Consider the following 24,656-nt stretch of genomic DNA (forward strand, 5'->3'; position numbering starts at 1 on the left):
CCGTTTCTTGCGTCTTGGTCACATCGGCATCGGCTGCGCGCGATGGATGGCGGCGATGCCTTCGCGCACCTCGTCGCTCAGCGTGATTTCGGCCGCGCCGATATTGGTGGCAAGCTGGTCGAGGCTGGTGGCCCCGATGATCACCGCGCCCATGAAGGGGCGCGAGGCGTTGAAGGCAAGCGCCATCTGCGCGGGCTCGAGCCCGTGGTCGCGGGCGAGCGCCACATAGCTTTCGGCAGCGGCGAGAGATCTCTCGTTCACCCGGCCGCCGAGCTGCGGATTGAAGCTGCGTCGGCTGCCTTCGGGGATCGCGCCGCCTGCGTATTTCCCGGTGAGAAGCCCGCCCGCAAGCGGCGTGTAGGCCATGAGGCCCACATCCTCGTGGTGGGACAGTTCGGCCAGATCGAGATCGAAGAGCCGGCACATCAGGCTGTATTCGTTCTGGATCGAGATCATGCGCGGCAGGTCGTGCGCCTCGGCCAGTTCGAGCCAGAGTGCGGTGCCCCAGGCGCTTTCGTTGGAGAGGCCCACATGGCGGATCTTGCCCTCGGCCCTGAGGCTGGCCAGCGTCTCGAGGATCGCAAGAAACTCGGCGCGCTGGGTCTTCGCCTGGCCGGTTGGGTCGTATGTCCAGTGCTGGCGGAAGTGGTAGGAGCCGCGATTGGGCCAGTGGAGCTGGTAGAGGTCGATGGTGTCGGTGCGGAGTCGCGCGAGGCTTTCGTCCACCGCGCGGCGGATCGTCTCGGGGCCGATCGGTTCGGATTTCGGCGGGCGCACGGTGCTGTTGCCGGGACCGACGATCTTGGTGGCGACGATGATGTCCTGCCGGCGGCCGCTGCGTGCGATCCACTCGCCGATGATGCGTTCGGTGTTGCCGGCGGTTTCGGCCGAGCCGGGCGTGGTGGGGTAGAGTTCGGCAGTGTCGAGGAAGTTGATGCCGTGATCGAGCGCGCAGTCGATCTGGGCGTGGGCCTCTTCGGTGGTGTTCTGGCTGCCCCAGGTCATGGTACCGAGGCAGAACTGGCTCACTTCGAGATCGCTCCGGCCGAGCTTGTGCTTTTTCACGCGACTTCCCCACTTTTTTTACGCGCGGGCACAGTTGACCCGCCCGGCGGGTGAATTCAAGCCCAAGACGCAAGGCGCGGCAGATAGGGACAAATCGATGGGGCGCTTCGGGACAGCAGCATTGCGGCGCGGAGGTACCTTTGCGCGCGGAGGCCTGCCCGCGTGCGGTGGGGTAGCGGCATGTTAAGCCATCCCCGGTAGCTACTGGCCGGTATTCAACACGAGTGAAGTGCTAAATCTCAGCTGCGGGACCTTCGGTCGGGCGGCGCCAGTGACTTGTTGAGCGATTTGCCGAAAAGGGCCGGTGCATGCGGCGGTCCGGACCGGTTGCGCGCAGGTATTCCAGAAGGGTCAAGATGAAATTCGATCAGACTGTCCAGCCCCGGTTCAGTGATCCTCTCAAGCAGCTCTATCTTCTGGCGGTCGAGCCCGACCTGAGCCTGGGCCAGAAGGTTGAGCGGCTGATCGCTCTCGGTCTGGAGACACTGGATCTGGAGCTCGGGATCGTCAGTTCGATCACCGATCCGGTCTACGAGGTGCTTTACGTGAACGGGCCCGACTGGGCGCCGACGGCGGGGGCGACATTCGACGTCAACGGAACCTATTGCCTTCACACGCTGCGAAATTCCGCCGTCACGGCATTCCATCACGCCGGAAAGCAGGAGATCGCGGAGCATCCCTGCTACCTCAATTTCGGGCTGGAGAGCTATATCGGCGCGCCGGTGCTGCGGGGCGGCCAGCCCTTCGGCACGCTCAACTTCTCCAGCATCGCAGCGCGGACCGCGCCCTTCACGCAGGCGCAGAAGGATTTCGTGACCTTCCTTGCGCGCTGGCTTGGCAACGAGTTGAAGCTCGAGGCCGAACGGCGCGAATTGCGCGAACAGCGAAGCCTTCTTGCCGCAGTAATCGATGCTGTTCCCGAGGCGGTGATGGTGGCTGACGTCAACCGGAGGGTCACGCTGATCAACCCGGCCCTGGAACGGCACTTCGGGTATACCCCTGAGCAGCTTATCGGCCGACAGACGGCGATACTCTACGAGAGTATGGCGGAATACGAGGAAACAGGCCGCAAACGGTTCAACCAGAATGCCGCAATGGAGAAGGACAGATTCACCCTCTCATTCCGGCGCGCGGATGGCACCACCTTCGAGGGGGAGGTCTCCGGTGCCAGTGTTCGAACCGAAAAGGGCGAGCATCTGGGCTATCTCGGGGTGATCCGCGACGTGACTGAACAGAACCGCTTCGAGCGCGCCAAGGATCAGCTCATCTCGACGGTCAGCCACGACCTGAAGACACCGCTCACCTCGCTTTACGGCGCGCTCTGCCTCCTCGATGCGCAATCGGTCGGCATGGCTGTGGCCCTGCGGGAGATGGTCCAGATGGCGATGCGCAACGCCGATGTGGTGCAGCAGATGGTCAGCGACCTTCTCGATATCGAGACCCTGCGTGCCGGAAAGCATGCGGCGGATTTCGAGGCTGTCCGATTGCGACCGATATTGGAAAGGGCGGTCGCGACGGTCGCGCCCTATGCCGCGGAATGTGGTGTCGCCGTCCAACTGGAGGATGCCACGGGGCTCGAGCCGAAGTTGAAGCTCGACCAGCAGAGCATACTCCGGCTGCTCACGAACCTGATGACCAACGCGGTCAAGGCGGCGCCGGAAGGAACCGCCGTGACCCTCGGGATTTCGAGCGATGGCCATGGCTTCTGGGTAACGGACAATGGGAGCGGCATTCCGCCCGAAATACAGCCATCGCTCTTCGAGCGGTTTTCACGCGCGGACAGCTACCGTGTGAAGGAAGGGAGCGGGCTTGGCATGAGTATCGTCAAGGCAATTGTCGACCAGCATCTCGGCAAGATCTCCTTCGAGACGGCCGAATGGAAGGGCACCACGTTTCACGTGGTCTTTCCGACCTCGGCGGAGGTCATGCAGGAGGCGGAAACGAAAGAGGCCTAGGCCGGGTCGGGGCTTGTGTGCGTGTGCGTCTGCTCGAGAACGTCCACCGGCATGATCATCAGGCCGTCGGAACCCTGGGAGACATGCGCGCGAATGCCGTAGACCCGTTCAAGGAGCGCCGCGTCGAGCACGTCCGCGGGCGGGCCATCGGCAATCACGTGACCGCCCGAGAGCAGGATGATCCGGTCGCACCAGCGCGCGGCAATCCCCAGGTCATGGAGCGACACGAGAAGCCCGCGCCCGCCGCGGGCAAGCCGGCGAAACGTGTTCATCAGCGACAGCGCGTGGGCCGGATCGAGACCCGCAAGCGGTTCGTCCGCCAGGAGAAGCGGCGCGGACTGGGCGAGCGCGCGGGCAATCAGGACCCGGGCGCGCTCGCCGCCCGAGAGCTCGGTGGCGGGCCGGAGCCGCATGGCATCGAGCCCCATTTCGGCGATGGCGGTGTCTATGGCGGCACGGTTCTCCGTTCTGCTTGCGCTGTGGGGCATCCGCCCGAGGCCTACCAGGGTTTCGACAGTGACGGGCCAGGCGATGGTGCGGTCCTGGGGAATGTAGGCGGCGCGGCGCGCGCGCTCTTCCGGGGCAAGCGCGCTTGCCGGGTCGCCGCCAAGCCGGACGCTGCCGCGGGCCGGTGCACCGAGGCCGAGGGCGGTGCGGATGAGCGTTGTCTTGCCCGCGCCATTGGGGCCGAGGAGGCCCACGAGTTCGCCCGGTTTCACCTCCATGGAGACGCCATCGAGGATCTGGCGTTTCTTGCGGGTGACGCCGAGACCCGAGAGGGAGAGAAGCGCGGTCATGTCATGGTCCTGCGGTTCTTCAGCACCAGCCAGAAGAAGAAAGGCGCGCCGACAAGTGCCGTGAGCACACCGAGCTTCAGATCGCGGTCGGGGGCGATGACCCGCACGGCAAGATCAGCCAGCAGCAGCAGGGCCGCGCCGCCAAGGGCGGAGGCGGGCAGGAGCCGGGAGGGCAGACCGCCGGTGAGCGGGCGCAGGAGGTGGGGCACCACGAGGCCGATGAAGCCGATGGCCCCGGCGACCGCCACGCCCGCGCCAACGGCCAGAGCCGTGCCATAGACCGCCAATCGCCGGGTCCGCGCGACATTCACGCCCATGGAGGCGGCGGTGTCCTCGCCGAGCGTGAGCGCATCGAGCGCGCGGGCTGTGGCAAAGAGCAGCACGAGGCCCACGAGGATGAAGGGGCCGGCCAGCCAGACATGGGAGAGCGATCGATCCGCCAGCGAACCGAGCAGCCAGTAGACGATCTCGGAGGCGGCGAAGGGGTTGGGCGCGAGGTTCAGCACCAGCGAGGTGAGCGCGCCCGCAAGGCTCGAAACGGCGATACCTGCGAGGATGAGGCTGATCGAGCTGCCCGAGGCGCCTGCCAGTATCTGGACGATGGCGGTGGCGGCGAAAGCGCCCGAAAGCCCCGCGAGAGGCAAGGCGAGGGGGAAGACGACGGAAAGCCCGGTATAGAGCGCCAGCACGGCCCCGAAGGCGGCGGCGCCCGAAATGCCCAGGAGGCCCGGTTCGGCAAGCGGATTGCGCAGGTAGCCCTGAAGTGTCGCGCCCGAGGCCCCGAGGCCCGCCCCGATCAGGACGGCGAGCAGTGCGCGGGGCAGGCGGATTTCGCGCATGACCAGGGCGGTGGCTTCGCCGCGTCCGGAGAGGAGCGCGTCGAGGCTTTCGCGCACGCCGAGGCCCGCGGGTCCGATGAGGAGCGCGCAGAGGAAGAGCACGAGAACGCAGACGGCGAGAACGGCGATGGTGATCCGCGCGGAGGTCCGGCCCCTCATGGTTGGAGGTGCTGCCGGAGTTGGGTCACGGCCTCTGCGGCGCGCGGCGTCGCGCAGACCCAGAGCCGTCCGGCGACGCTTTCGCGGGCGCGGGTGACGGCCCCGAGGGCCGGGTGGCGGAGGATTTCCTGCGCGCGGGCGGGGGAGCTGTATTCCTGGCCGGTGATCAGCAGGTCGGGATCGGAGAGGATGAGGGTCTCGAGCGGCAGGCGGGACAGGCCCTTTCGACCATCCTCGACGGCGATGTTGTCCATTCCGGCCGCGTCTATCACCGCATTCGCGAGGCTGCCCGCGCCGGAAGTATAGCCGTTGGAGTAGTAGACCGCGGCGCGGGGGCGTGTCTCGGGCGTGGGGGCTTCAAGTGCTGCATCCATGCGCGTGATCAGCACCTCGGCGCGGTCCGGCGTGCCCAGGAGATCGCCCATGCGGCGCACGGCGCTGCGGATGTCCTCGAAGCTCGCCCCGATCGGGAAGGCCTCGACGCGGATGCCGAGACGGCGGAGCAGCGCCACGGTTTCGGGCGGCGAGTAGGTGCCCGCGAGCACGAGATCGGGCTCCAGCAGGTAGATTTCCTCAGCGCTGTTGTGGTGGAACGGGTAGGCGCCTGCCTCCTCGGCCATGGCGGAGGAGACCGGGTCCTGCGCGATGTCGCTCACGGCCACGAGCTGGCCGGGCCGCGCGAGCATCATGGCGAGCTGGTCGGTGCAGAGGTTCATGGAGACGACGCGCGCGGGCGCGTCATCGGCATGAACGACGGGGGCTGTGGGGGCGGCGGCGAACAGCCCGGCTAGAAGCAGGGGCCGCAGCCGCCCCGTCATCAGAACGTGCCCCGGATGCCGGCGAAGAACGCCTGGTCGGAGGTGCCGTAGCCGCGCGCGGTCTGGTATTCGGCATCAAACAGGTTCTCGGCCCGGAGGTAGACCTCGGCCTGATCGGTGAGCGCATAGGCGACGCGCGCGTTCACCACCGTGAAGTCCTCGTCGAAGTTCTCCGTGTCCGCCGTGCCGCCATCGGTGTAGTCGGCGACATAGCGGGCCTCGAGGCCGTAGGAGATGCGGTTCACCGCACCTGCGAGCGAGACGGAGAAGTCGTGGCGCGGGATCCGGTCGCGGTCCTCTCCGTCGGCATCCTCGGCATCGGTGTAGGTGTAGCTGCCCAGCAGGCTGAGGGCCTCGGTGATTTCCCAGGCGGCGGCAAGCTCGACACCCTTGCTCTCGGAGGTGCCATCGGATTGGGCGTAGGCCGAAGTGGCGAAGTCGTATTCGATCAGGTCCTCGATCTCGAGCCAGAACAACGTGGCCGAGACGTTGCCGCGCCCGCCGGCGAAGGCCTGCTCGACGCCGAGATCGGCACTCAGGCTGGTTTCGGGATCGAGATCCGGGTTGCCGTAGAGCGAGAAGAGTTCGTAGTTCGAGGGCGGCCGGAAGCCCGAGCCGAGCGAGGCGCGCAGCACGGTTTCGGTGGGCAGTTCATAGGCGCCGGTGAGGCGTCCGGAGGTGTAGCTGCCGAACTCGGAGTGCTCGTCGAGGCGGAGGGCTGCGTTGACCGTCAGCGCGTAGATCGGCGACCAGTCGGCCTGACCGAAGATGCCTGTGATCGCGCTGTCTTCCTTGTCGGCATTGCTCGGGTCGGTGGTTTCCTTCGACCAGTCGGCACCGAACTGGAAGCCGAGGATGTCGGACCAGTCGAGGTTGCCGAGATACTCGGCCTTGATGCGGTTTCCTTCGGTCGAATAGGGGAAATCGTCGTTGTACTCCCGTTCGACGTCGAAGTAGCTCATGGCGAGCTGGTGCGCCAGGCGGCTGCCGAAGGGGGCGATGTCGGCGCCGAACCGGGCGCCCCACTGCTCTGAATCATAGTCGAAATCGGCGTCGCTGATCGGGAAGCCGCGGTCATAGTCGCCCGATTGGGTCTGCCAGAAGGCCGAGCCGAAGAGCGCGACGGCCTCGGACGTGTTGATCCGCCCGGTTCCGGAAATGCGCGTGGTCTCGAAGCCGTCATCCTCCGAATTGCCGTCGTCCTCATCGGCCGAGGAGAAGCCATCGGTGGTGTAGTTGCTGATGTCGAGGGAGAACTCGCCGCGCTCGTCGCGCCCCGCGAAGCCGAGATTGCCACGGAAGGTGTTGTAGGAGCCGCCTTCGAGCGTGTAGCGGGTCTGGAAGCCGTCCTCGGTGGCGCGGCTCGAGGTGATGTCGATCACGCCGCCCACGGCCTGGCCGCCATAGAGGGCGGACTGGCTGCCGCGCAGCACTTCGACGCGGGAAATGTCGCCGGTCAGCAGTCCCGAGAGCGAGGGAGAGACCTGGGTGCCGGTGGGGTCGGAGATTTCGATCCCGTCAACATAGACGCGGACATACTGTTCGGAGGCGCCGCGGATCGCGAACCCCGAACTGGAGCCGGGTGCGCCGTTCTGGCTGAAGGTAACGCCGGGCAGGGTGGTGAGTTGCTGCAGCACGAAGGGGCGGTCATCGGCCCGGATCTCGCTCTCGCTCAGCACGGAGACCGATGCGCCGGTCTTGTCCTGGGGCGTTGCGACGCGGTTGGCGGAGATCACCAGTTCGTCGAGTTCGATGGCGTCATCCGAGAGCGGCTGGGAAAGCGCGGTCGTGGCGTGCAACGCCGCGAGAACCGACAGGGCCGGTGTCAGGTATCTGTGCATGTAGTCCCTCCAGCGGGCAGGCCCGATGGGCCCGGTTCCGGTCTCGTCCTCGGCATCGGGAGAGACCCATCCGCCGCGGACAGTGATTGTCGATCACCGCTGCGGATGGCCGCACCTTCGCGCACCCCGCGCGTCGGTTGGGTGAAGGCCCGGGCAGGTCTCCTGGCTCGCGGGTCATCACCCTGGCGCCTGCCTTCCCGGGCATGAGGCCCAGTGGCATATGTAGGCGCGGGTTCGCCGCTCACAGTTGCGGGGGCAGCCGCGGCTTCGGGCGTCGAACCCTCACCGCATTCCCTTTTGGCCCGCCGGCAAGACGGGCACCCGAACGGCGCGACTTTTTCCGCGAGTGCGAAGGGAAGTCAAGGTGTCAGATGGTATCAAGGGCGCGCGAACACCTGCGGACGAGAAATCCGGCTGGACTTTTCCGCCCCCTTTGGGTAGCGCCTCTCGCGTTGTGCGGACGTGGCGAAATCGGTAGACGCAGCAGACTTCAATTGGAGTGCCCGGCTGGAAACGGCCGGAGTAGAACCGCTCAAAGTCGGGGAACGCTAAAGGATCGTGTTTGCGATCCCAGGCCAATCCCGAGCCAAGCCCCTCTCTTGGGGGGAAGGTGTAGAGACTGGACGGGCGGCACCTAAATCCTCACGCGCAGGCGGGGGCCAGGGTGAAGGGACAGTCCGGACCACGAACGTCTCCGGCACGAGGAGGCGGCGTCGAAAGGCGAAGTGGTGCGAAAATCTGCTTCCCTCTGGGAGTACGGGTTCAAGTCCCGTCGTCCGCACCAGCAAACCCCTTGGCCTGCCTTGTTCGGTGAGGTTTTCCCCAACCGCACGAATCCGCATGGCCCGACCGATTGGCATGCGGATGCCGAGCCGGTTCCGATGTCGGTCCGGAAGTTTCAAGATGAGTGTTCGTCTATCGTTCAGTATGGTAGCGTCCTTCGGGAGAGGCCTGAAAAGGCATTGTTGAGTAATCGAGTTGCCGAGATTGATTGACGGGAGAAGGATGGTGAAAATCGAGGCCGCGCTCGAACGCTGGAACCTCTGGAATGACCGAATGATGGGACGGGCCGTTCGACACGCCAGGATACCGCTCAGCATTTCGGACCCGAATCTGCCGGAGAACCCGATCGTTTTCTGCAACCAGGCCTTCATTGACCTCACCGGCTATTCCGGGGAAGAGATCATCGGCAAGAACTGCAGGTTGCTCCAGGGCGCGGAGACCACCGCTCAAAGTGTTCGGGAAATTCGGTCCATACTCCAAAGTCTCAAGGTCGATACTGTCGAGATCGTCAACTACCGCAAGGACGGATCAAAGTTCCTGAATGCGCTCCAGATCGGCCCGATCTTTGATGAGGACGGGAACCTGGCCTATTTTTTCGGCTCCCAGCTCGATGTGACCGCGAAAAGAGAGGCGGAGGAGCAGGCTCGGAAGCTCGCCAATGCCGAACTGCTCCACCGATTGCGAAATATCGTCAACGTGATGTCCGCCATCATTCGGATGACCGCGCGCCAGGAGACCGATCCCCGGACCCTGGGTTCGCTCATTGCCGAAAGGCTGGCGACTCTCAGCGATGCCCATTTCCAGTTTCTCCGGGGGGTCGAAGATGACGGCCTGCATTTTGATGAGATTGCCCGAACAATCTTGAAGGCCTACGCGTTCGACGAGGCGGAGGGGTTCGCCCTGTCCGGGCCTGATGTCGCTCTGCCGGTGTCTGCAGCCTCCTGCCTCGCCCTTATCCTGCATGAACTGGCGACGAATTCGATCAAACATGGCGCGTTCAGCACGACGAATGGCGTCGTCCGCCTTTCCTGGAAAATACGTGATCTGGGTGCGTCCCGCAGCGTCGCGTTCTGCTGGCAGGAAAGTGGCGGGCCACCCGTCTCGATGCCGAAACGGAACGGAGGTTTCCGGATCATCAACGACCTGATCGCGGTCGCGAACGGATCGATCGACATGCATTGGCCGGAAACCGGATTGGTCGTCGAAGTCGAACTCCCGATGTAGGAGATCGCAGCCGGCTTGAACCCGGCCGGAGCAATCCGCGAGGGTTCAATTCTCTCCACCGGCACCATTTTTTCAGATCAGACGGGTGCATGACGTGTGGCTGTCGATTTGCCCAGAAGACGCTGCCCGCGACCTGACTTCAGATCACGGGCCGAGTTTCTCCCGTCAGCCGGTTCAGCGGCTGCGGACCATTCCGATGATATCGCGGGTTTGGGCCACGATCGGGTCTGCAATGGCGTGGGCGCGATCGGCGCCGTCGCCAAGAACGCGGTCGATCTCCGACACGTCGCCGAGATAGTCGCTCATCTTCGAGGTGATGGGCGACAAATGCGCCACCGCGAGGTCCGCCAAAGCCGGCTTGAAGGCCGAGAAGGGCTGACCGCCATGCTCCGCGATCACCGCCTCGGGGGTCGTATCGGCGAGCGCGGCATAGATGTTGACCAGGTTGCGGGCCTCCGGACGCTCCTTCAGGCCCTCGAGATCGGAGGGCAGGGGCTCGGGATCGGTGCGCGCCTTGCGAATCTTCTGGGCGATGGCGTCGGCGTCATCGGTGAGGTTGATGCGGCTCATGTCGGACGGGTCCGATTTCGACATCTTCCTGGTGCCGTCGCGCAGGGACATGACCCGCGTGGCCGCGCCCTCGATGATCGGCTCGGGGCTGGGGAAGAACGGCGTGTCGAAGTCGTTGTTGAACTTCGCCGCGATGTCACGGGTCAGTTCCACATGCTGCTTCTGATCCTCGCCCACGGGCACATGGGTGGCGTGATAGACGAGGATGTCAGCGGCCATGAGCGCGGGATAGGCTAGGAGGCCGAGGCTCGCGTTCTCCGAGTTCTTGCCCGCCTTGTCCTTCCACTGGGTCATGCGCTTCATCCAGCCCATGCGCGCGACGCAGTTGAAGATCCAGGCCAATTGCGCATGCGCCGGCACCTGGCTCTGGTTGAAGAGGATAGACCGCGAGGGGTCGAGGCCGCAGGCGAGATAGGCGGCCGCAAGCTCGCGGGTGGCCTGCTTCAGTTTCGCGGGGTCCTGCCAGACGGTGATGGCGTGCATGTCGACGATGCAGTAGATCGTCTCGATGCCCTGGTCCTGCATCTTGGCGAAACGCCGGAGCGCGCCGAGATAATTGCCAAGCGTGAGGTTGCCCGACGGCTGGATCCCCGAGAACACACGGGGAGAAAAGGCGGGCGCCGCGGAAGTCGCTTCGGTCATCTGTCTGGTCCGTTGCCTGAGGCGGGAAAACCCGGCGCTTATCCCCGCTTGCCCGGCGGAGGTCAACCTGCGCCCGAAGCATCGGGTCTTCGGGCCGAGATCCGTGGGCAGCATCCATGGACAGCGGCCCGGTGGGCAACTAGGCTCCGGCTGCGCAGGTTTCCGTTTCAGGCATCAGGAGCCGAGAACATGATCGGCAAGACCACCAGCCCGCTGCTGATCATCGCGATTGCGATCAGTGCCGTGATTGCAGGTTGGGGCATTGCCGATCCCGAGGGGCTCGGGAGCCTGGCTTCGGCTGCGGTCGCGATGCAGTTCCAGAGCCGTGGCTGGTTCATCATGCTCGAGGCAAGCGGGCTGCTTTTCGTCGCGCTTTTCCTCGCTTTCTCGCGCTTTGGCACCATCCGTCTCGGGCCCGACGGGTCGGAACCGGAATTTTCCACTCCGGCCTGGATCGCGATGCTGTTCGCGGCCGGCATGGGGGTCGGGCTGCTGTTCTATGGTGCGGCGGAACCGCTCACCCATTTCGAGGAATTGCGCAAGTTCGGGAGCGATCCGCAGGCCGCGGGCTATGCGCTGTTCGTGACCTATCTCAACTGGGGGTTTCACGCCTGGGCGATCTACGGCGTCGTGGGGCTCATCATTGCCTATTTCGCCTATCGCCGGGGCCGCACGCTCCTGCTCAGCGCGCCGGTGGCGGATGCCTTCGGCGAGGCGGGCTGGACGCGCGCGCTCGGCTGGGCCTTCGATCTCCTGTCGATCGTCGCCATCGCCGTCGGACTGGCCGGCTCGCTCGCCATGGGGGTGTTCCAGGTCCAGACCGGGCTGGCGGGCCTCATCGACGTCGAGAACCCCGGCGTCCTGACCCTGCCGGTCTTCGCCGTGATGTGCCTGGCCTTCTCGATTCCCCTCCGGCGCGATCTCGGCGAGGGCATGGCGCGGCTTTCGAACGCGGCCATGCTCATCGCCGTGGGGCTGATGGTCTATCTGCTGGTGCTCGGGCCGACCTCCTACCTGATGAACGGCATCGTCAGCGGGTTCGGCCGCTATGTCTTCGGGGTTTTGCCGGCGGGCTTCTCCACGGCGGAATTCTTCGATCAGGACGTGGTGAACTGGTTCGAGGGCTGGACGCTCAACTACATGATCTGGTGGCTCGCATGGTCGCCCTTCGTCGGGATCTTCATAGCCCGCATCTCGCGGGGGCGCACCATCCGCGAGTTCCTGATCGGGGTCATCGTTGCGCCGACGCTGTTCTCCATCCTCTGGTTCGGGGTATTCGGCGGTCTCGGCTTTTTCGACGCGCTGCGGCAGGAGGCCGGGCTCTCCGCCATCAATCGCGAGAATCTCGACGCAACGACTTTCGCCCTGCTCGACGGGTTTCCGCTCGCCGGGGTCACCCACGCCGCGACCATCGTGGCGGCGTTTCTCTTCGTCGTGACCTCCGTGGTCAGCGCGGGCTTTACCCTTGCCATGATCGGCACGGGCGGTGACGAGAACCCTTCGCCCCGCATCCGCACGATCTGGGGTGCGATCCTGGGCGCGCTGGGGCTCGCGATGGTGCTTGTGGGCGATGTCGGGTTGGTGCGGTCGGTCATTGCGCTTTCGGCCATCGCCTTCGTCTTCATCGTGCCGGTACTGGTGATATGCCTCTTCCGGTCGCTGCGGCGGGAGAAGCGGCAATGAGCGCGGGACTGATCGACACGATGCTGAATCTGACGGTTTTCGCCTATCTCGGAGTTCTTGTCTGGATGTGGCTGCGACCGGATCCTTGAGCGTTCCCGCCGCATTCTGGAACGTTGAACCGCACATCACACCGAGGGGGAATTGCCATGCGCGCCATGACCTACGAAAGCTTCGGACCGGCCTGCGAGGTCCTGCACCTCGAGAACCTGCCGACGCCCGATCCGGCACCGGGTGAGGTGCTCGTTCGTCTTGCCACATCCGGCGTGAACCCCTCGGATATCCGGGCCCGCGCAGGCGGGCGGCCGGGCGTCGTGAAGCCGCCGTTTCCGCAGATCATACCGCACAGCGACGGCGCAGGCGTGATCGCGGCGGTGGGCGAGGGTGTCGCCTCGGGCCGGATCGGTGAACGGGTCTGGATCTGGAATGGCCAATGGAGGCGGGCCTTCGGAACGGCGGCGGAATTCATCGCCTTGCCCTCCGATCAGGCCGTTTCCCTGCCGGAGAATGTCTCTTTCGAGGCCGGTGCGGTGCTGGGCATTCCGGGGCTGACGGCCGTCCATGCGGTGCTGGGCGGCGGTTCGGTCGCGGGAAAGACCCTGCTCGTCAGCGGCGGTGCCGGCACGGTCGGGCGCATCGCGGTTCAGATCGCGGCCGCATCGGGCGCGCGGGTTCTCGCCACGGCGCGGGGTGCGGAGGGTCTGGAGGCGGCAAGGGCTGCGGGTGCGCATGAGGTCTTCGACTATTCAGGGCCCGATCTGGCGGACGAGATCCTTGCGGCAACTGGCGGTGCCTCTGTTGATCGGATCATCGAGGTGGAGTTCGGAAGGAACATCGAGACCGACACCCGGATCATCGCGGAGGGTGGCACCATAGCTGCCTACGGCTCTGCGCAGGACATGACGCCGGTGCTGCCCTTCTACCCGTTGATGTTCAAGGCGGTGACCATCGACCTGATCCTGATCTATCTGCTTGGAAAGGAGGCTCGGGGACGGGCCATCGCGGATCTCACGGCGCTGCTCGAACGGGATGCGCTCGACCTGAGAATTTCCGAGGTGCTCGACCTGGCCGACTGCGCACGGGCCCACGACATGATCGCAGACGGCGCGCGGTCCGGGCCGGTCATCTTGCGAATATGATCCCGGCCATTGTCACATGAACGGGACAGGCGCAGAGTATCATGCCGGATCGGCGCAGTTCTCGGTCCTAGGAGCCTGCGGCCGCACAGTCACCGGGGAGGCCATCATGATCCGCTTCATTGCGTTCTGCACAGCGCTCGCACTTGCAACGCCCCTATCAGCGCAGATGTCGGAGGATGTGCATTTCTCGACCGGCAACTACGGCACGACGGTTGAGGGCAGTGTTACGGGAAACGAATATCGGGACTATCGCGTCGGGGCGGAAAAAGGGCAGGAAATGCTCGTGGAGCTGACCGTGACCGAGAGCGATGGCAACGGAACGGTCTACTTCAACATCCTTCCGCCGGGCAGCGCGGGCGAGGCGATCCATATCGGCTCGATGGATGGAAACGCCATCACGCAGACGCTTCCCAAGAGCGGAACCTACACGATCCGCGTCTACCAGATGGGAAATGACAAAGACACCGGGAAAGCCAGTGCGTTCCGGATCGCCCTCTCGATTCGCTAAGCCGGTTCAGCTTTCTTTGTCGGCAATCCCACGACCCGCCATGCGGTCGGCCATCTCGACGTTCCCAGTTGCACGCAATCCCTCGATGGTGCCGAGATAGTCGCGCGCCTCGCGGTTCTGGCTCAGCTTCGATTTGGCGAGCGTTCGGCTGACCTCGATCCGCAGGGCGACGATCGCGGCAAGCATGTCCTCCATGTAGTCGGCCGGCGCATCGGCCATCCGCCACGCCGCCGCGCCGTTGAGCCGCCGCTCGTGGGTCCGGGTGAGCAGGCCCACGGCCGCGCGCTTGGACGGGGTGTCGTGCTGGAAGGTGATGATCCCGTGCATATGCACTGCCTGGTAGTTCCAGGTTGGTACATGGCGGTGATGTTCGGCCTTGGAGGGATAGAAGTTGGGCGAGACGTAGGCGTCCATGCCCTGGAAGATTACCAGCACTTCTTGCCCGTCCGCGATCAGCCGGTGCATGTCATTTGCCAGCGCCACATGACCGATCAGAAGGTTTCCCTTGCCGGGCAGGAGCGGAATGTGGTTGGCCACCAGCCCCTGATCGGTCTGCGCGACGATGGCAGCTAGCGGTGCGGCCTCGATCACGCGGGCGATCTCGTCCTGGCTGATCTCCTCGAACTGTGGAGGGATATACATGGGCTGCTCCCGTAGCTGGCTGCGCTACCCTTAGACGATATCGAGTGTTACCGGGAAGTGGTCCGATGCGTCGCGCAATGCGCTCTTGAGCGGTTCGGCCTCCTCGAACTGGTAGGGGTTCCAGACCCGCGCGGGCCTCTCGCCCTGCGGGGTGAAATGGCGCGAGACCATGATGTGGTCGATGAGTGCGTTGACCAGATCGCCGGTGAACCTGTCGGTGAAGCGGGCGGTCGAGGGCTCCCAGCCGTAGCGGCCCCATTTCGGTTCGCCCAGGGGATAGCGCAGCAGTCGGTCGGGCTCGAAGATGTTGCCCATGATGAGCTCCACCGCCGAGCGGCCGAAGCGGCTTTCGTAGAAGTCGAAGCCCGGCCCGTCATTCACGTCTCCCATCACCGCCACGGGCCGGTCCGCGTCCAGCCATTCATCGACGCGGATGCGCACGGAGGTGCATTCGGCGAAGAGCTTGCGCCGGTTGCGCTCGGACGTGCGCTCGAAGTGAACGCGGTCCTGGGCGGTGAAGATGCCCTTGGACTTGGCGTGGACCACCATGATCCAGAAGGGCGGTGCGCCATCGGCGCGGGTGATGCGTGCCTCCAGCGGCGGGCGGTAATGCCTGTAGATCTCCTTGATGCCGTCCGCGTCGCTGTCGATCTGGAAGCTCTCGTCGAGGCGCGGGTTGCGCACCGCACCAGCCCGTCCGCCGGGATCATGGGTCGCCGAGAGCACGTCCGGGTCGTAGAGAGCCGCGATCTCCTGCCGGCCGGGAGAGGGAAAGCCGATCAGCGCCTTGCGCTGGCGCAGTCCCTTCTCGGCGGCGAAGGTTTCAAGCGCTTTCACCGTGTCGCGCTCGCCGGTGGTGGTTGTGGTGTTCGGACCTTCGGTGATGCCGATCAGGTCGGGGTCGATGGCGGAGATGGTTGCGGCCACGGCCGCGAATTTCTTCATCGAGGCCGCATCGGTCTTGAGGCTGTTGTCGGGTTCGAAATGGTCATCGAACCATTCGATATTGTAGGACATGAGGCGCATGGCGGTGTCTCCTGCCAGCTTTGGGGGAATCGGATTTGGTGAAAGTCATGCTGAAAGGCCGTGTCGCAATGGTAACAGTATAACCGATCGCATCGCGATCGGGGAGGCCGGCCCCGGTCACGTATGCTTGCGGCCATTGACCGCAAATGCCTGCTCCCGCACACTCTTCGGCAAATTCAGGGGGGAAGAAGAATGGACAAGCCGAGCCTCACCCTCGGGATCGAGGAGGAATATCTCATCGTCGATCGCGAGACCCGGGACCTGGTGGCCGAGCCCGATCCGGCCTATCTCGAGGCGTGTGGCGAGGTGCTGGGCGAGCGGGTCACGCCCGAGTTCCTGCAATGCCAGATCGAGGTGGGCACAAGGCCCCACAGGACCGTGGCCGATGCCGTGGACGAGTTGCGCGGGCTGCGCAAGGGCGTGACCGAGACTGCCGCGCCCTTCGGTTACGCGGTCATCGCGGCCTCCACCCATCCCTTCGCGCAGTGGCGGCAGCAGAGCCACACGAAGAAGGAACGCTATGAAGGCCTCTGGAGCGACATCGGCGGCCCGGCCTGGCGGCTGCTGATCTGCGGGATGCACATGCATGTGGGCATCGAGGACCCCGACATGCGCATCGACCTCATGAACCAGGCGGCCTATTTCCTGCCGCACCTGCTTGCACTTTCGGGCTCGTCGCCCTTCTGGGACGGCACCGATACCCAGCTCTCGAGCTACCGGCTGACCGTGTTCGATGCCATGCCGCGGACCGGGCTCCCGGACCCGCTCTACAGCCATTCGGAATTCGTCCGGCTGGTCCAGCACCTTGAATCCGCGGGCTGCATCGAGGACGGCTCGAAGATCTGGTGGGATATCCGGCCCTCGGCGAAATTTCCGACGCTCGAGCAGCGGATCACGGATGTCTGTCCGCGGCTATCGGATGTCGCAGCCCTTGCCGCGCTCTATCAGGCGCTTCTGTCCTGGCTCTACCGGCTGCGCACGCGCAACCGGCGCTGGCGGATCTACCCCAACACCCTGATCCGGGAGAACCGCTGGCGGGCGCAGCGCTATGGGGTGGAGGGCGAGCTGATCGACCATGGCTGCGGCAAGTCGGTTCCGGTCAGCGATCTGGTCGAGGAACTGATCGAGATGATGGCGGAGGATGCCGATGCGCTGGGCTCGACGACCGAGCTTCTCGGTCTGCGGCAGATCGTTCAGGAGGGCACCTCCGCCGTGCGCCAGCGCAAGGTCTATGCGCAAGCCATGGAGGAAGGCGCCGGCACCCCCGCGGCCCTTCGTGCGGTTGTCGATCACCTGATCGAGGAATTCACAGCGCACTAGTTGCCTCGTCTGAACGGCGCACGATTGCCGGATAGCGGCTTTCCACCGAGTTCCCAGGGTCTCGGTAAGGCACTCCCGTGCCGTGTCTGTTGCAGGCGTTTTCCGGAACCCGGTGCGTCCGGGGCGCGTTGCACCCCTGCAAAAGAACACAAGCGCAGAGGGGGCGGCATGGGCGAGGCAAAATTCGATCTTGCGTGGATAGATTACACCATCGTGGGGATCTATTTCGCGGCGATCATGGCCCATGGCTGGCACGTTTCGCGCAAATCCGGCAGCGGCTCGGAGAGCTACTTTCTCGCCGGCCGCACGCTCCCCTGGTATCTCATCGGCTTCTCGCTCTTTGCCTCGAACATGTCCGGCTCGAGTTTCGTCGGGTTGATGGGCGGAGCCTATGAGAATGGCGTGGTGATCTTCAATTACGAGTGGACCGCCGCGCTCGTGCTGATCCTCTTCGCGATCTTCATCCTGCCGTCCTACCTGCGCGCGAAGGTCTCCACCGTGCCGGAGTTTCTCGAGCGCCGCTATGACGTGCGCTCGCGCCGCGCCTTCTCGGCCTTCACGCTGCTCGCGATCCTCTTCATCGACACCGCCGGTGCACTCTATGCCGGCGGCCTCGTCATCGCCAACACCACGCCGCTCCTGAACCTCTGGACCGCCGTGGCGCTGCTCGCGGCGGTCGCCGGCCTCTATACCATTCTGGGTGGGCTTTCGGCGGTGGTCGTGACCGACACGGTGCAGGCCGTCCTGCTGATCGTTGCCGCCACGGCGCTGTTTCTCATCGGCATGAACGAGGTTGGCGGTTGGAGCGCGATCTTCGAAGGCACGGATGAGGCGATGCAGCACCTTGTCCTGCCCGCCTCGGACGATTTCCTGCCCTGGACCGGGCTCTGGGGCGTCGTGCTGCTGGGCTTCTACTACTGGACGATCAACCAGTTCGTGGTGCAGCGGACGCTCGGCGCCCGGACCCTGCGTCAGGGGCAGGTCGGTGCGCTCTTCGCAGGATTCCTGAAGCTGCCGAACATCTTCCTGATGGTGTTGCCGGGGCTGATTGCCCTGAAGCTATACCCGGACCTCGAGACCCCCGATCTCGCCTTTCCCACGCTCGCGTTCGAGCTGATGCCAATCGGTCTGCGCGGGCTGATCCTCGCGGCCCTGATCGCGGCCATCATGTCCTCACTCGACAGCGCGATGAACTCCGCCTCCACGCTGGTGGTGAAGGATTTCTGGAAGCCGCTGAAACCCGAGACATCAGAGGCGCAGCAGGTCCGCCTAGGGCGGATCGTTACCGGCATCGTCATGGTGTTCGGTGCGCTCTATGCGCCCTTCATCGGTTCTTTCGGCAGTCTCTTCAGCTATTTCCAGTCGTCCCTGAGCTATGTCGTGCCGACCATCGTGGTGGTTTACGTGCTGGGTCTCTTCGTGCCCTGGCTGAACGGAACGGGCGCCTTCTGGACGATCATCACAGGCCTTGTCGTCGGCGTTCCGCTCTTCATCGCCAAGGAGGTAACGGGCATCTGGGCGGCGGCGGGCCTGCCGGACATCCACTATACGGTGATGTCGAGCCTGATGATGCTCATGGGCATTGCGGTCCACGTGACGCTGTCCTGGACCACGCGGCAATCGGCGTCCGAGGATATCGGCCGTCTTGTCTGGTCGGGGGAGGAAACGGCGCACATCTTCCGCCACCTCGAGCGTCCGATCTGGACTGATCGCACGCTTTGGGCCGGGTTTCTCGTCGTCTGCACGCTGGGGTTCATCCTCTGGTTCTGGTGAGGCCAAAGCCCCGGCTCAGCCGGTGGTTCGGGGCTCGAGGCGCTGCGTCAGGACGTGGAACCGAAGCGCCATCAGCCCGACCGAGAGCACGCTTGCAAGCAGGATGCCCTGGTAGATCCCCGCGAGTCCCTGTCCGAAGCTGATCGCCAGAACCCAGGCGGACGGCACCATGACGACCGCATAGTTGAGGAAGTGCAGCCCGGTGGGCACCCATGTGTCGCCCCGGCCGCGGCAGGCGGAGTTCATGACGGTCTGCCCGCCATCGAAGATCGTTGCGAGCATGATCCAGAAGAAGACGGGCAGGGCGGCAGCGACCACGGCCTCGTCGGTGGTGAAGAACCGCACGAACCCCTCCCGTTCGAGGGCAAAGACCAGCGTGAGCGCACCGGTGGCCAATGTCGAGAGCGCAAGCCCGGTCCATCCGGCGCGCGCCATGCCGGAGGCATCCTGCCGACCCCAAGCATTGCCCACCCGCACTTGCGTGGCCGCGGCGATGCCGAAGGCGATCATAAAGGTGAAGGCGAGAAACTGGAACAAGACACCATGCGCGGCGAGCGCCAGCGGCCCGAGACGCCCGATGATCAGGACCAGCACCGCGAAGGCCGTGGCCTCGAAGAGGAACGAGGAGCCCGAGGCGAGCCCGATCCGGACCATTTCCCGCACGGGCGGGACGTTGGCGACCGACCAGAGCCGCCCGCGAATGTCCCGGCGCAGGTAGATCATCAAGCCTATGGCCGAGAGCGCGAATGTGAAGACCGTCGCCATGGCACAGCCCGGTGCGCCGAGCGCGGGAAAGGGGCCGAGGCCGAGGACAAGCACGATGTTGAAGAGCAGGTTGAGGACGTTGGCACAGGCAATGGCCACGAAACCCGGCATCGGACGGTGCTGCGCCTCGAGATAGGAGGCGCAGACATAGTAGAGCCCGACAAGCGGCAGGGCGAGGCCCAGAATGCGGGTGACGCTTGCGGCACGTGCCGCCAGTTCCGCTGATTGACCGGTGAGCATGTAGAGCCCGCCTGCGAACTGCAGAAGGGCACAGAGGCCCAGCCCGAGTGCAAGCGCCAGAACCAGCCCACGACGCAGGATCACGGGCGCTGCCGGCGCATTCTCCGCGCCCATCTCACGCGCGACCAGAACCGGCACACCGAGCATCAGGCCGACGCTCATGGCGATGAGGCTGTCGTAGATCGCCTGGCCCAGCACGTAGTTGGCGAGTTCCTCGGCTCCGGCGCGTCCGAGGACGATCACGTCCATCATGCTCATGGTGACGAGCCCGACACGGCTGAGGATCATCGGCCAGGCCAGCACGAGTGTGCGGCGCGCGTGGTAGAGATAGGAGGTATTCTGCAAGGTGGTCATCCGGAGGCAGGCACAGGCGGCCGCTCTAGCCTGCGGTCGGGATTCGCGCAATCGGTGTGCAGTCTGGTGGTGGCACGACAGCCTTGCCCTTCATGTTTTTCGAACCGGAGACGGGCAGGGGCTCTTGCCCCGTAAGAGTTCCGGTCTCATCTATCGCACGTGATGGGGACGACCCCACCAGACGTGCAGTGCATACGGGACGGCCCGGAATGATCACGGAGCCCCCCATGCGCAAGACATTCGACCGCGTTCGTCAGGCTGTTGCCTTCGAGGTGATCGGAGTTCTGGTTGCCACCCCGCTCTTCGCCCTCGTCTTCGACCATTCCGTTGCCCAGATGGGCGGTCTCGCCCTCCTCGCGGGCACGGCGGCCACGGTCTGGAACTTCCTCTACAACATCGGGTTCGACAGGCTCCTGGTGCGCTCGCGAGGCAGTGCGGTGAAGTCTTTGCCGCTCAGGGTGGTCCATGCAATTGGCTTCGAAGTGACCCTTCTGGCGATCCTCCTGCCCCTGATGGCCTGGTGGCTCCAGATTTCACTGGTCGCTGCGCTGATGATGGACCTGTCCTTTGCGGCGTTCTACGTCGTCTATACCTTTGCCTTCACCTGGGGCTACGACCGGCTCTTTCCCGTCGGCACGGCCCGGATGCGACACTGTTAGACACGGCATGATTTTATTGTGCCCGGAGCGCGTCGAGGGACTGGAAGTGGGACGAGGGACATCCCACGTGCAAAGCCGTTTGATCTGTCTTGCGGAGCCCTCGCGCCCATGGAAATTTCCCTGTCACTTCTCGGTGGCTTCGTGCTGCTGGTGCTGGGCGGCGAGCTGCTCGTGCGCGGCTCGGTCGGTGTCGCAACCCGGTTCGGGGTTTCCCCGCTCGTCATCGGCCTGACCCTGGTCGGGTTCGGCACCTCGACGCCCGAGCTCGTTACATCGGTGCAGGCCGCGCTGGGCGGCTATCCCGGAGTGGCCTATGGCAACATCGTCGGCTCCAACATCGCCAACATCCTGCTGATCCTGGGGGTGACGGCGATCATCTGCCCGATCGCAGTGGCACGAGGAGCGCTCAAGCGCGATGGCCTCGCCATGCTGTCTGTGGCCGCGATCTTCACCCTTCTGGCGTTCGTCATGCCCATGGGGCGGATCGTGGGTCTCGCCTTCGTGCTCGCACTCGCGGGCTACATCTATCTGGCCTTCCGGCAGGAAAGCGCAGGGGCCGAGCCTGGTGCGGTGCATGACAAGGGCGAGGCGTTGAGCGAGGCCGAGGCGGCGATCGCACCCGGTCCCGCGCCCGGCGGCTCGCTGCTGCTCCCGCTCGGCATGGCCATTGCCGGGATCGCGGCGGTTGTCGCGGGCGGAGCGCTTCTGGTGGATGGCGCTGTTTCGCTCGCGCGGATCTTCGGCGTTTCGGAAACGCTGATTGGCCTCACCATCGTGGCTATCGGGACTTCGCTGCCCGAACTTGTGACCTCGGTTATGGCGGCCCTGCGCCGTCAGACGGATGTGGCTTTCGGCAATATCGTCGGCTCTAACATCTACAACATTCTCGGGATCGGTGGCGCGACGGCGCTTGTCAGCCCCGGTGCCGTGCCGGCCCAGATCGTGCGTTTCGACAACCTGTTCATGGTGGCGGTTTCCGCGCTCGTGATCTGGTTCACCTACACGGGACGCAAGCTCGACCGCTGGGAAGGCGGCGTGCTGCTCGCGGGCTATGTCGGGTATCTGGCGCTCGTGGTGCTGTAGGGCCGTCAAGAGAAACTGAACAGCGAGTGGCCCAGGGCCCCTGTGAGGTGAAGAGAGGCGTAGCCCGGCGGCGCAGCCGGGCAACTTCGCCTTTGATCGGATTTACCTTGTACTGGCGAATCTCCTCTGCTAACGCGAGCAGCCTGTCCGGCACAAAAACTCTTGTAGGACCTACTGGATACCGTAGAGCGTAGTCAGATTGCCTTGTGTGCAAGTTCGACAATTGTTGTAGGTCGTTGTCGATCAATGTTCGCTCATTGGCGAGATACGCTCGGCGTCTTGTCTCTTGGAGTTCGGGCATTTGCCACATAGCCCAAATGTCATGGCCATACTTGCGATTCTTACCCAGCTCAGCGCGCGTCACAGCGCCGGATCTTAGCAGGACAACCTTGCATCGTAGTTCGTAAAATTGGGCGAGACACAGAAGTGTTGGCGCCCAAAAGTTCCGTCGCGGATGAGGGTTAATCTCCCAGAGACAGAATGCGGCTTCCAGAAAAGAATTTGCTCGGCCATCAAGATCGGCAGCCTCATCCACATTCAAAACATGAAATAGCGCTGCGCCATGGGGAGGACTTCCGCAGGCTCGCAGGTGAGCAACTCGCCATCGGCGCGCACCTCGTAGGTTTCCGGGTCCACCTCGATGTCGGGGCAGTAATCGTTGAGCTTCATCGCCGCCTTGCCGATGCCGCCACGGGTGTTCTCCACTGCGAGCGTCTGCTTTGCGAGCCCGAGCGAGGCGCCGATGCCATCAGCCTGCGCCGCGCCGGAGACGAAGAGCACGGCGGAATTCTCCACCGAGCGGCCGTAGGCTCCGAACATCGCCCGCGTGTAGACCGGTTGCGGCGTCGGGATCGAGGCGTTGGGATCCCCCATCTGCGCGACAACGATCGTGCCGCCCATCAGCACCATCTCGGGCTTCACCCCGAAGAAGGCCGGGGACCACAGCACGAGATCGGCGCGCTTGCCCACCTCCACGGAGCCGATGTGCTTCGAGATGCCATGCGCCACCGCCGGGTTGATGGTGTATTTCGCGACGTAGCGCTTCACGCGCGCATTGTCGTTCTCGCCGGTCTCCTCCGACAGGCGGCCGCGCTGGACCTTCATCTTGTGGGCAGTCTGCCAGGTGCGGATGATCACCTCACCGATGCGGCCCATCGCCTGGCTGTCCGACGAGATGATCGAGAACGCCCCCATGTCGTGCAGAATGTCCTCCGCCGCGATGGTCTCCTTGCGGATGCGGCTTTCGGCGAAGGCCACGTCCTCGGGGATTGCCTTGTCGAGGTGGTGGCAGACCATGAGCATGTCGAGATGCTCTTCGAGCGTGTTGACCGTGTAGGGCCGCGTCGGGTTGGTGGAGGAGGGGATGACATTCGCCTCGCCGCAGACCTTGATGATATCGGGCGCATGCCCGCCGCCCGCGCCCTCCGTATGGAACGCGTGGATCGTCCGGCCCTTGAAGGCGGCGACGGTGTTCTCCACGAAGCCGCTCTCGTTGAGCGTGTCGGTGTGGATCATCACCTGCACGTCCATGTCATCCGCCACCGTAAGGCAGCAGTCGATGGCTGCCGGCGTGGTGCCCCAGTCCTCGTGGAGCTTGAGCGCACAGGCCCCGCCCTTGACCATCTCCACAATGGCGGCCGGCTGGGACGCGTTTCCCTTGCCCGACAGGCCGAAATTCATAGGGAAGGCGTCGAGGCTCTGGAGCATCCGCCCGATATGCCACGGCCCCGGCGTGCAGGTGGTCGCGAGCGTGCCATGAGCAGGCCCGGTGCCACCGCCGAGCATGGTGGTGATGCCGGAATGCAGAGCATCATCGATCTGCTGCGGACAGATGAAATGGATGTGCGCGTCGAACCCGCCTGCGGTGAGGATCTTGCCCTCGCCCGCGATGACCTCGGTGCCGGGGCCGACGATGATGTCCACGCCCGACTGTGTGTCCGGGTTGCCGGCCTTGCCGAGCGCCACGATCAGCCCGTCCTTCAGACCAACATCGGCCTTGTAGATGCCGGTGTAATCCACGATCAGCGCATTGGTGATGACGGTATCGACCGCGCCGCCCTCGCGCGTGACCTGGGATTGCCCCATGCCGTCGCGGATCACCTTCCCGCCGCCGAACTTCACCTCCTCGCCGTAAGTGGTGAGATCCCGCTCGACCTCGATGATCAGGTCGGTATCCGCGAGCCGGACCCGGTCGCCGGTGGTGGGGCCATACATGTCGGCATAGGCGGCGCGGGAAATCGGCGTGGGCATGGGCGGGTGACCTCAAGAAAGACTGCGGAACGGACGCGGCGAGCCGCGGGCGCGCTCACTTTTGCACAGGCTCTCGCCGGGTCAAGCCCCCGAGGGCGCCAAGCGGCAGTGCCGGGGTTATCGGCCGAAGTTCCTGAGGTCCTTTGTACGCCTTTTGGTCAGCCGCTCGAGACAGGCGGACCAGACCGAGGCCTGCATCGAACCGCCCTGGTAGGGGCCGGCTTCCGCGGAACAGGTGGCATCGCGGAAGGCGATCCATCTGCGCTGGGCGTCCCGAAGGGCCGCACCCGTGCCCATCCGCTCCGCCCGGCGCTGCGCGCCTGGCCAGGCCTTGTTGAGCTTTCGGTCGGCCTTGAGGAATTTCTGGTGGAAGCACTCGTTGATCTGGAGCTGGGTCACGGCCCCATCGCAAATGCCCGCTCGTGCCGGTTCTGCGGGTTGCAGCAGAAGGGTCGCGAGAAGTGCTGTGGCGGCAAGTCGGCGGATCGGCAGAGGCATGGCAGGGTCTTTCCGGTGGCTCGGTC

General features: G+C 64.8%; 20 protein-coding genes and 1 riboswitch. Of the genes, 9 read left to right on the plus strand and 11 right to left on the minus strand.

Annotated features, from left to right (window positions below; all coding sequences use genetic code 11):
• Positions 1 to 18: 18 nt before the first annotated feature.
• The gene (locus ACP15W_RS01060) at positions 19 to 1,065 is read right to left on the minus strand and encodes an aldo/keto reductase (protein ID WP_424930975.1); all 1,047 of its coding nucleotides are present in this window, start codon (positions 1,063 to 1,065) and stop codon (positions 19 to 21) included.
• 356 nt (positions 1,066 to 1,421) lie between these two features.
• On the opposite strand from ACP15W_RS01060, the gene ACP15W_RS01065 reads away from it, so the two are divergent.
• Entirely contained in the window at positions 1,422 to 3,020 is a 1,599-nt protein-coding gene (locus ACP15W_RS01065; protein ID WP_424930976.1) for a GAF domain-containing sensor histidine kinase, read from the plus strand.
• Here the strand turns inward: ACP15W_RS01065 and ACP15W_RS01070 are convergent.
• The 4 genes from ACP15W_RS01070 to ACP15W_RS01085 are packed head-to-tail and all read right to left on the minus strand — an operon-like array spanning position 3,017 to position 7,474.
• Positions 3,017 to 3,817, minus strand: coding sequence for an ABC transporter ATP-binding protein (locus ACP15W_RS01070; protein WP_424930977.1), 801 nt, complete (start codon positions 3,815 to 3,817; stop codon positions 3,017 to 3,019). The two genes, ACP15W_RS01065 and ACP15W_RS01070, sit on opposite strands and share 4 nt — an antisense overlap.
• Positions 3,814 to 4,815, minus strand: a complete 1,002-nt coding sequence (locus ACP15W_RS01075) for a FecCD family ABC transporter permease (protein WP_424930978.1) — start codon at positions 4,813 to 4,815, stop codon at positions 3,814 to 3,816. The genes ACP15W_RS01070 and ACP15W_RS01075 overlap by 4 nt, the downstream gene beginning before the upstream one ends.
• A complete protein-coding gene (locus ACP15W_RS01080) occupies positions 4,812 to 5,633 on the minus strand; it encodes an ABC transporter substrate-binding protein (RefSeq protein WP_424930979.1) in 822 nt (273 codons plus the stop codon). Before ACP15W_RS01080 ends, ACP15W_RS01075 begins: the two co-directional genes overlap by 4 nt.
• A complete protein-coding gene (locus tag ACP15W_RS01085; protein WP_424930980.1) occupies positions 5,633 to 7,474 on the minus strand; it encodes a TonB-dependent receptor plug domain-containing protein in 1,842 nt (613 codons plus the stop codon). Before ACP15W_RS01085 ends, ACP15W_RS01080 begins: the two co-directional genes overlap by 1 nt.
• Positions 7,475 to 7,609: 135 nt before the next feature.
• A riboswitch (cobalamin riboswitch) is annotated at positions 7,610 to 7,814 on the minus strand.
• A gap of 665 nt (positions 7,815 to 8,479) precedes the next feature.
• Between ACP15W_RS01085 and ACP15W_RS01090 the strand changes: the two genes are divergently transcribed.
• Positions 8,480 to 9,481 carry a PAS domain-containing protein gene (locus ACP15W_RS01090; protein ID WP_424930981.1) on the plus strand — a complete coding sequence of 334 codons (1,002 nt, stop codon included), beginning with the start codon at positions 8,480 to 8,482 and terminating at the stop codon, positions 9,479 to 9,481.
• A gap of 174 nt (positions 9,482 to 9,655) precedes the next feature.
• Here the strand turns inward: ACP15W_RS01090 and trpS are convergent, their stop codons facing one another.
• Positions 9,656 to 10,693 carry a tryptophan--tRNA ligase gene (gene trpS / locus ACP15W_RS01095; protein ID WP_424930982.1) on the minus strand — a complete coding sequence of 346 codons (1,038 nt, stop codon included), beginning with the start codon at positions 10,691 to 10,693 and terminating at the stop codon, positions 9,656 to 9,658.
• A 189-nt stretch (positions 10,694 to 10,882) separates the two neighbouring features.
• Here trpS and ACP15W_RS01100 point away from each other — a divergent pair, with 189 nt between their 5' ends.
• The 3 genes from ACP15W_RS01100 (at position 10,883) to ACP15W_RS01110 (ending at position 14,020) form a co-directional block, all read left to right on the plus strand.
• Positions 10,883 to 12,376, plus strand: coding sequence for a BCCT family transporter (locus ACP15W_RS01100; protein ID WP_424930983.1), 1,494 nt, complete (start codon positions 10,883 to 10,885; stop codon positions 12,374 to 12,376).
• A gap of 146 nt (positions 12,377 to 12,522) precedes the next feature.
• Positions 12,523 to 13,512: an NADPH:quinone reductase gene (locus tag ACP15W_RS01105; protein WP_424930984.1), complete on the plus strand. Its 990-nt coding sequence runs from the start codon at positions 12,523 to 12,525 to the stop codon at positions 13,510 to 13,512.
• Between the two features lie 106 nt (positions 13,513 to 13,618).
• On the plus strand, positions 13,619 to 14,020 hold the full coding sequence (locus tag ACP15W_RS01110) for a hypothetical protein (RefSeq protein ID WP_424930985.1): 402 nt from the start codon (positions 13,619 to 13,621) through the stop codon (positions 14,018 to 14,020).
• A 6-nt stretch (positions 14,021 to 14,026) separates the two neighbouring features.
• Here the strand turns inward: ACP15W_RS01110 and ACP15W_RS01115 are convergent, their stop codons facing one another.
• Both ACP15W_RS01115 and ACP15W_RS01120 read right to left on the minus strand, forming a co-directional pair.
• A complete protein-coding gene (locus ACP15W_RS01115; RefSeq protein WP_424930986.1) occupies positions 14,027 to 14,662 on the minus strand; it encodes an FMN-binding negative transcriptional regulator in 636 nt (211 codons plus the stop codon).
• A gap of 30 nt (positions 14,663 to 14,692) precedes the next feature.
• Positions 14,693 to 15,688, minus strand: coding sequence for an endonuclease/exonuclease/phosphatase family protein (locus ACP15W_RS01120; RefSeq protein ID WP_424930987.1), 996 nt, complete (start codon positions 15,686 to 15,688; stop codon positions 14,693 to 14,695).
• A 192-nt stretch (positions 15,689 to 15,880) separates the two neighbouring features.
• Here ACP15W_RS01120 and ACP15W_RS01125 point away from each other — a divergent pair, with 192 nt between their 5' ends.
• Both ACP15W_RS01125 and ACP15W_RS01130 read left to right on the plus strand, forming a co-directional pair.
• Positions 15,881 to 17,008 (plus strand): carboxylate-amine ligase, encoded by a 1,128-nt coding sequence (locus ACP15W_RS01125; protein WP_424930988.1) that lies wholly within the window; start codon positions 15,881 to 15,883, stop codon positions 17,006 to 17,008.
• A gap of 168 nt (positions 17,009 to 17,176) precedes the next feature.
• The gene (locus ACP15W_RS01130) at positions 17,177 to 18,781 is read left to right on the plus strand and encodes a sodium:solute symporter (protein WP_424930989.1); all 1,605 of its coding nucleotides are present in this window, start codon (positions 17,177 to 17,179) and stop codon (positions 18,779 to 18,781) included.
• Positions 18,782 to 18,796: 15 nt separating this feature from the next.
• On the opposite strand, the gene ACP15W_RS01135 is transcribed toward ACP15W_RS01130, so the two are convergent.
• Positions 18,797 to 20,131, minus strand: a complete 1,335-nt coding sequence (locus tag ACP15W_RS01135; RefSeq protein WP_424930990.1) for an MATE family efflux transporter — start codon at positions 20,129 to 20,131, stop codon at positions 18,797 to 18,799.
• 236 nt (positions 20,132 to 20,367) lie between these two features.
• Here ACP15W_RS01135 and ACP15W_RS01140 point away from each other — a divergent pair, with 236 nt between their 5' ends.
• Positions 20,368 to 20,799 carry a PACE efflux transporter gene (locus ACP15W_RS01140; protein WP_424930991.1) on the plus strand — a complete coding sequence of 144 codons (432 nt, stop codon included), beginning with the start codon at positions 20,368 to 20,370 and terminating at the stop codon, positions 20,797 to 20,799.
• 108 nt (positions 20,800 to 20,907) lie between these two features.
• On the plus strand, positions 20,908 to 21,882 hold the full coding sequence (locus ACP15W_RS01145; RefSeq protein ID WP_424930992.1) for a calcium/sodium antiporter: 975 nt from the start codon (positions 20,908 to 20,910) through the stop codon (positions 21,880 to 21,882).
• 537 nt (positions 21,883 to 22,419) lie between these two features.
• Here the strand turns inward: ACP15W_RS01145 and ureC are convergent.
• Together ureC and ACP15W_RS01155 are read right to left on the minus strand one after the other, a co-directional pair.
• Positions 22,420 to 24,132 (minus strand): urease subunit alpha, encoded by a 1,713-nt coding sequence (gene ureC / locus ACP15W_RS01150; protein WP_424930993.1) that lies wholly within the window; start codon positions 24,130 to 24,132, stop codon positions 22,420 to 22,422.
• Between the two features lie 117 nt (positions 24,133 to 24,249).
• Complete coding sequence (locus ACP15W_RS01155; protein WP_424930994.1) at positions 24,250 to 24,630, minus strand: lysozyme inhibitor LprI family protein; 381 nt, start codon at positions 24,628 to 24,630, stop codon at positions 24,250 to 24,252.
• Positions 24,631 to 24,656 lie beyond the last annotated feature (26 nt).

It is taken from the genome of Amaricoccus macauensis, from assembly GCF_049800915.1.
GTDB classification, from domain to species: Bacteria; Pseudomonadota; Alphaproteobacteria; order Rhodobacterales; family Rhodobacteraceae; genus Amaricoccus; species Amaricoccus macauensis_A.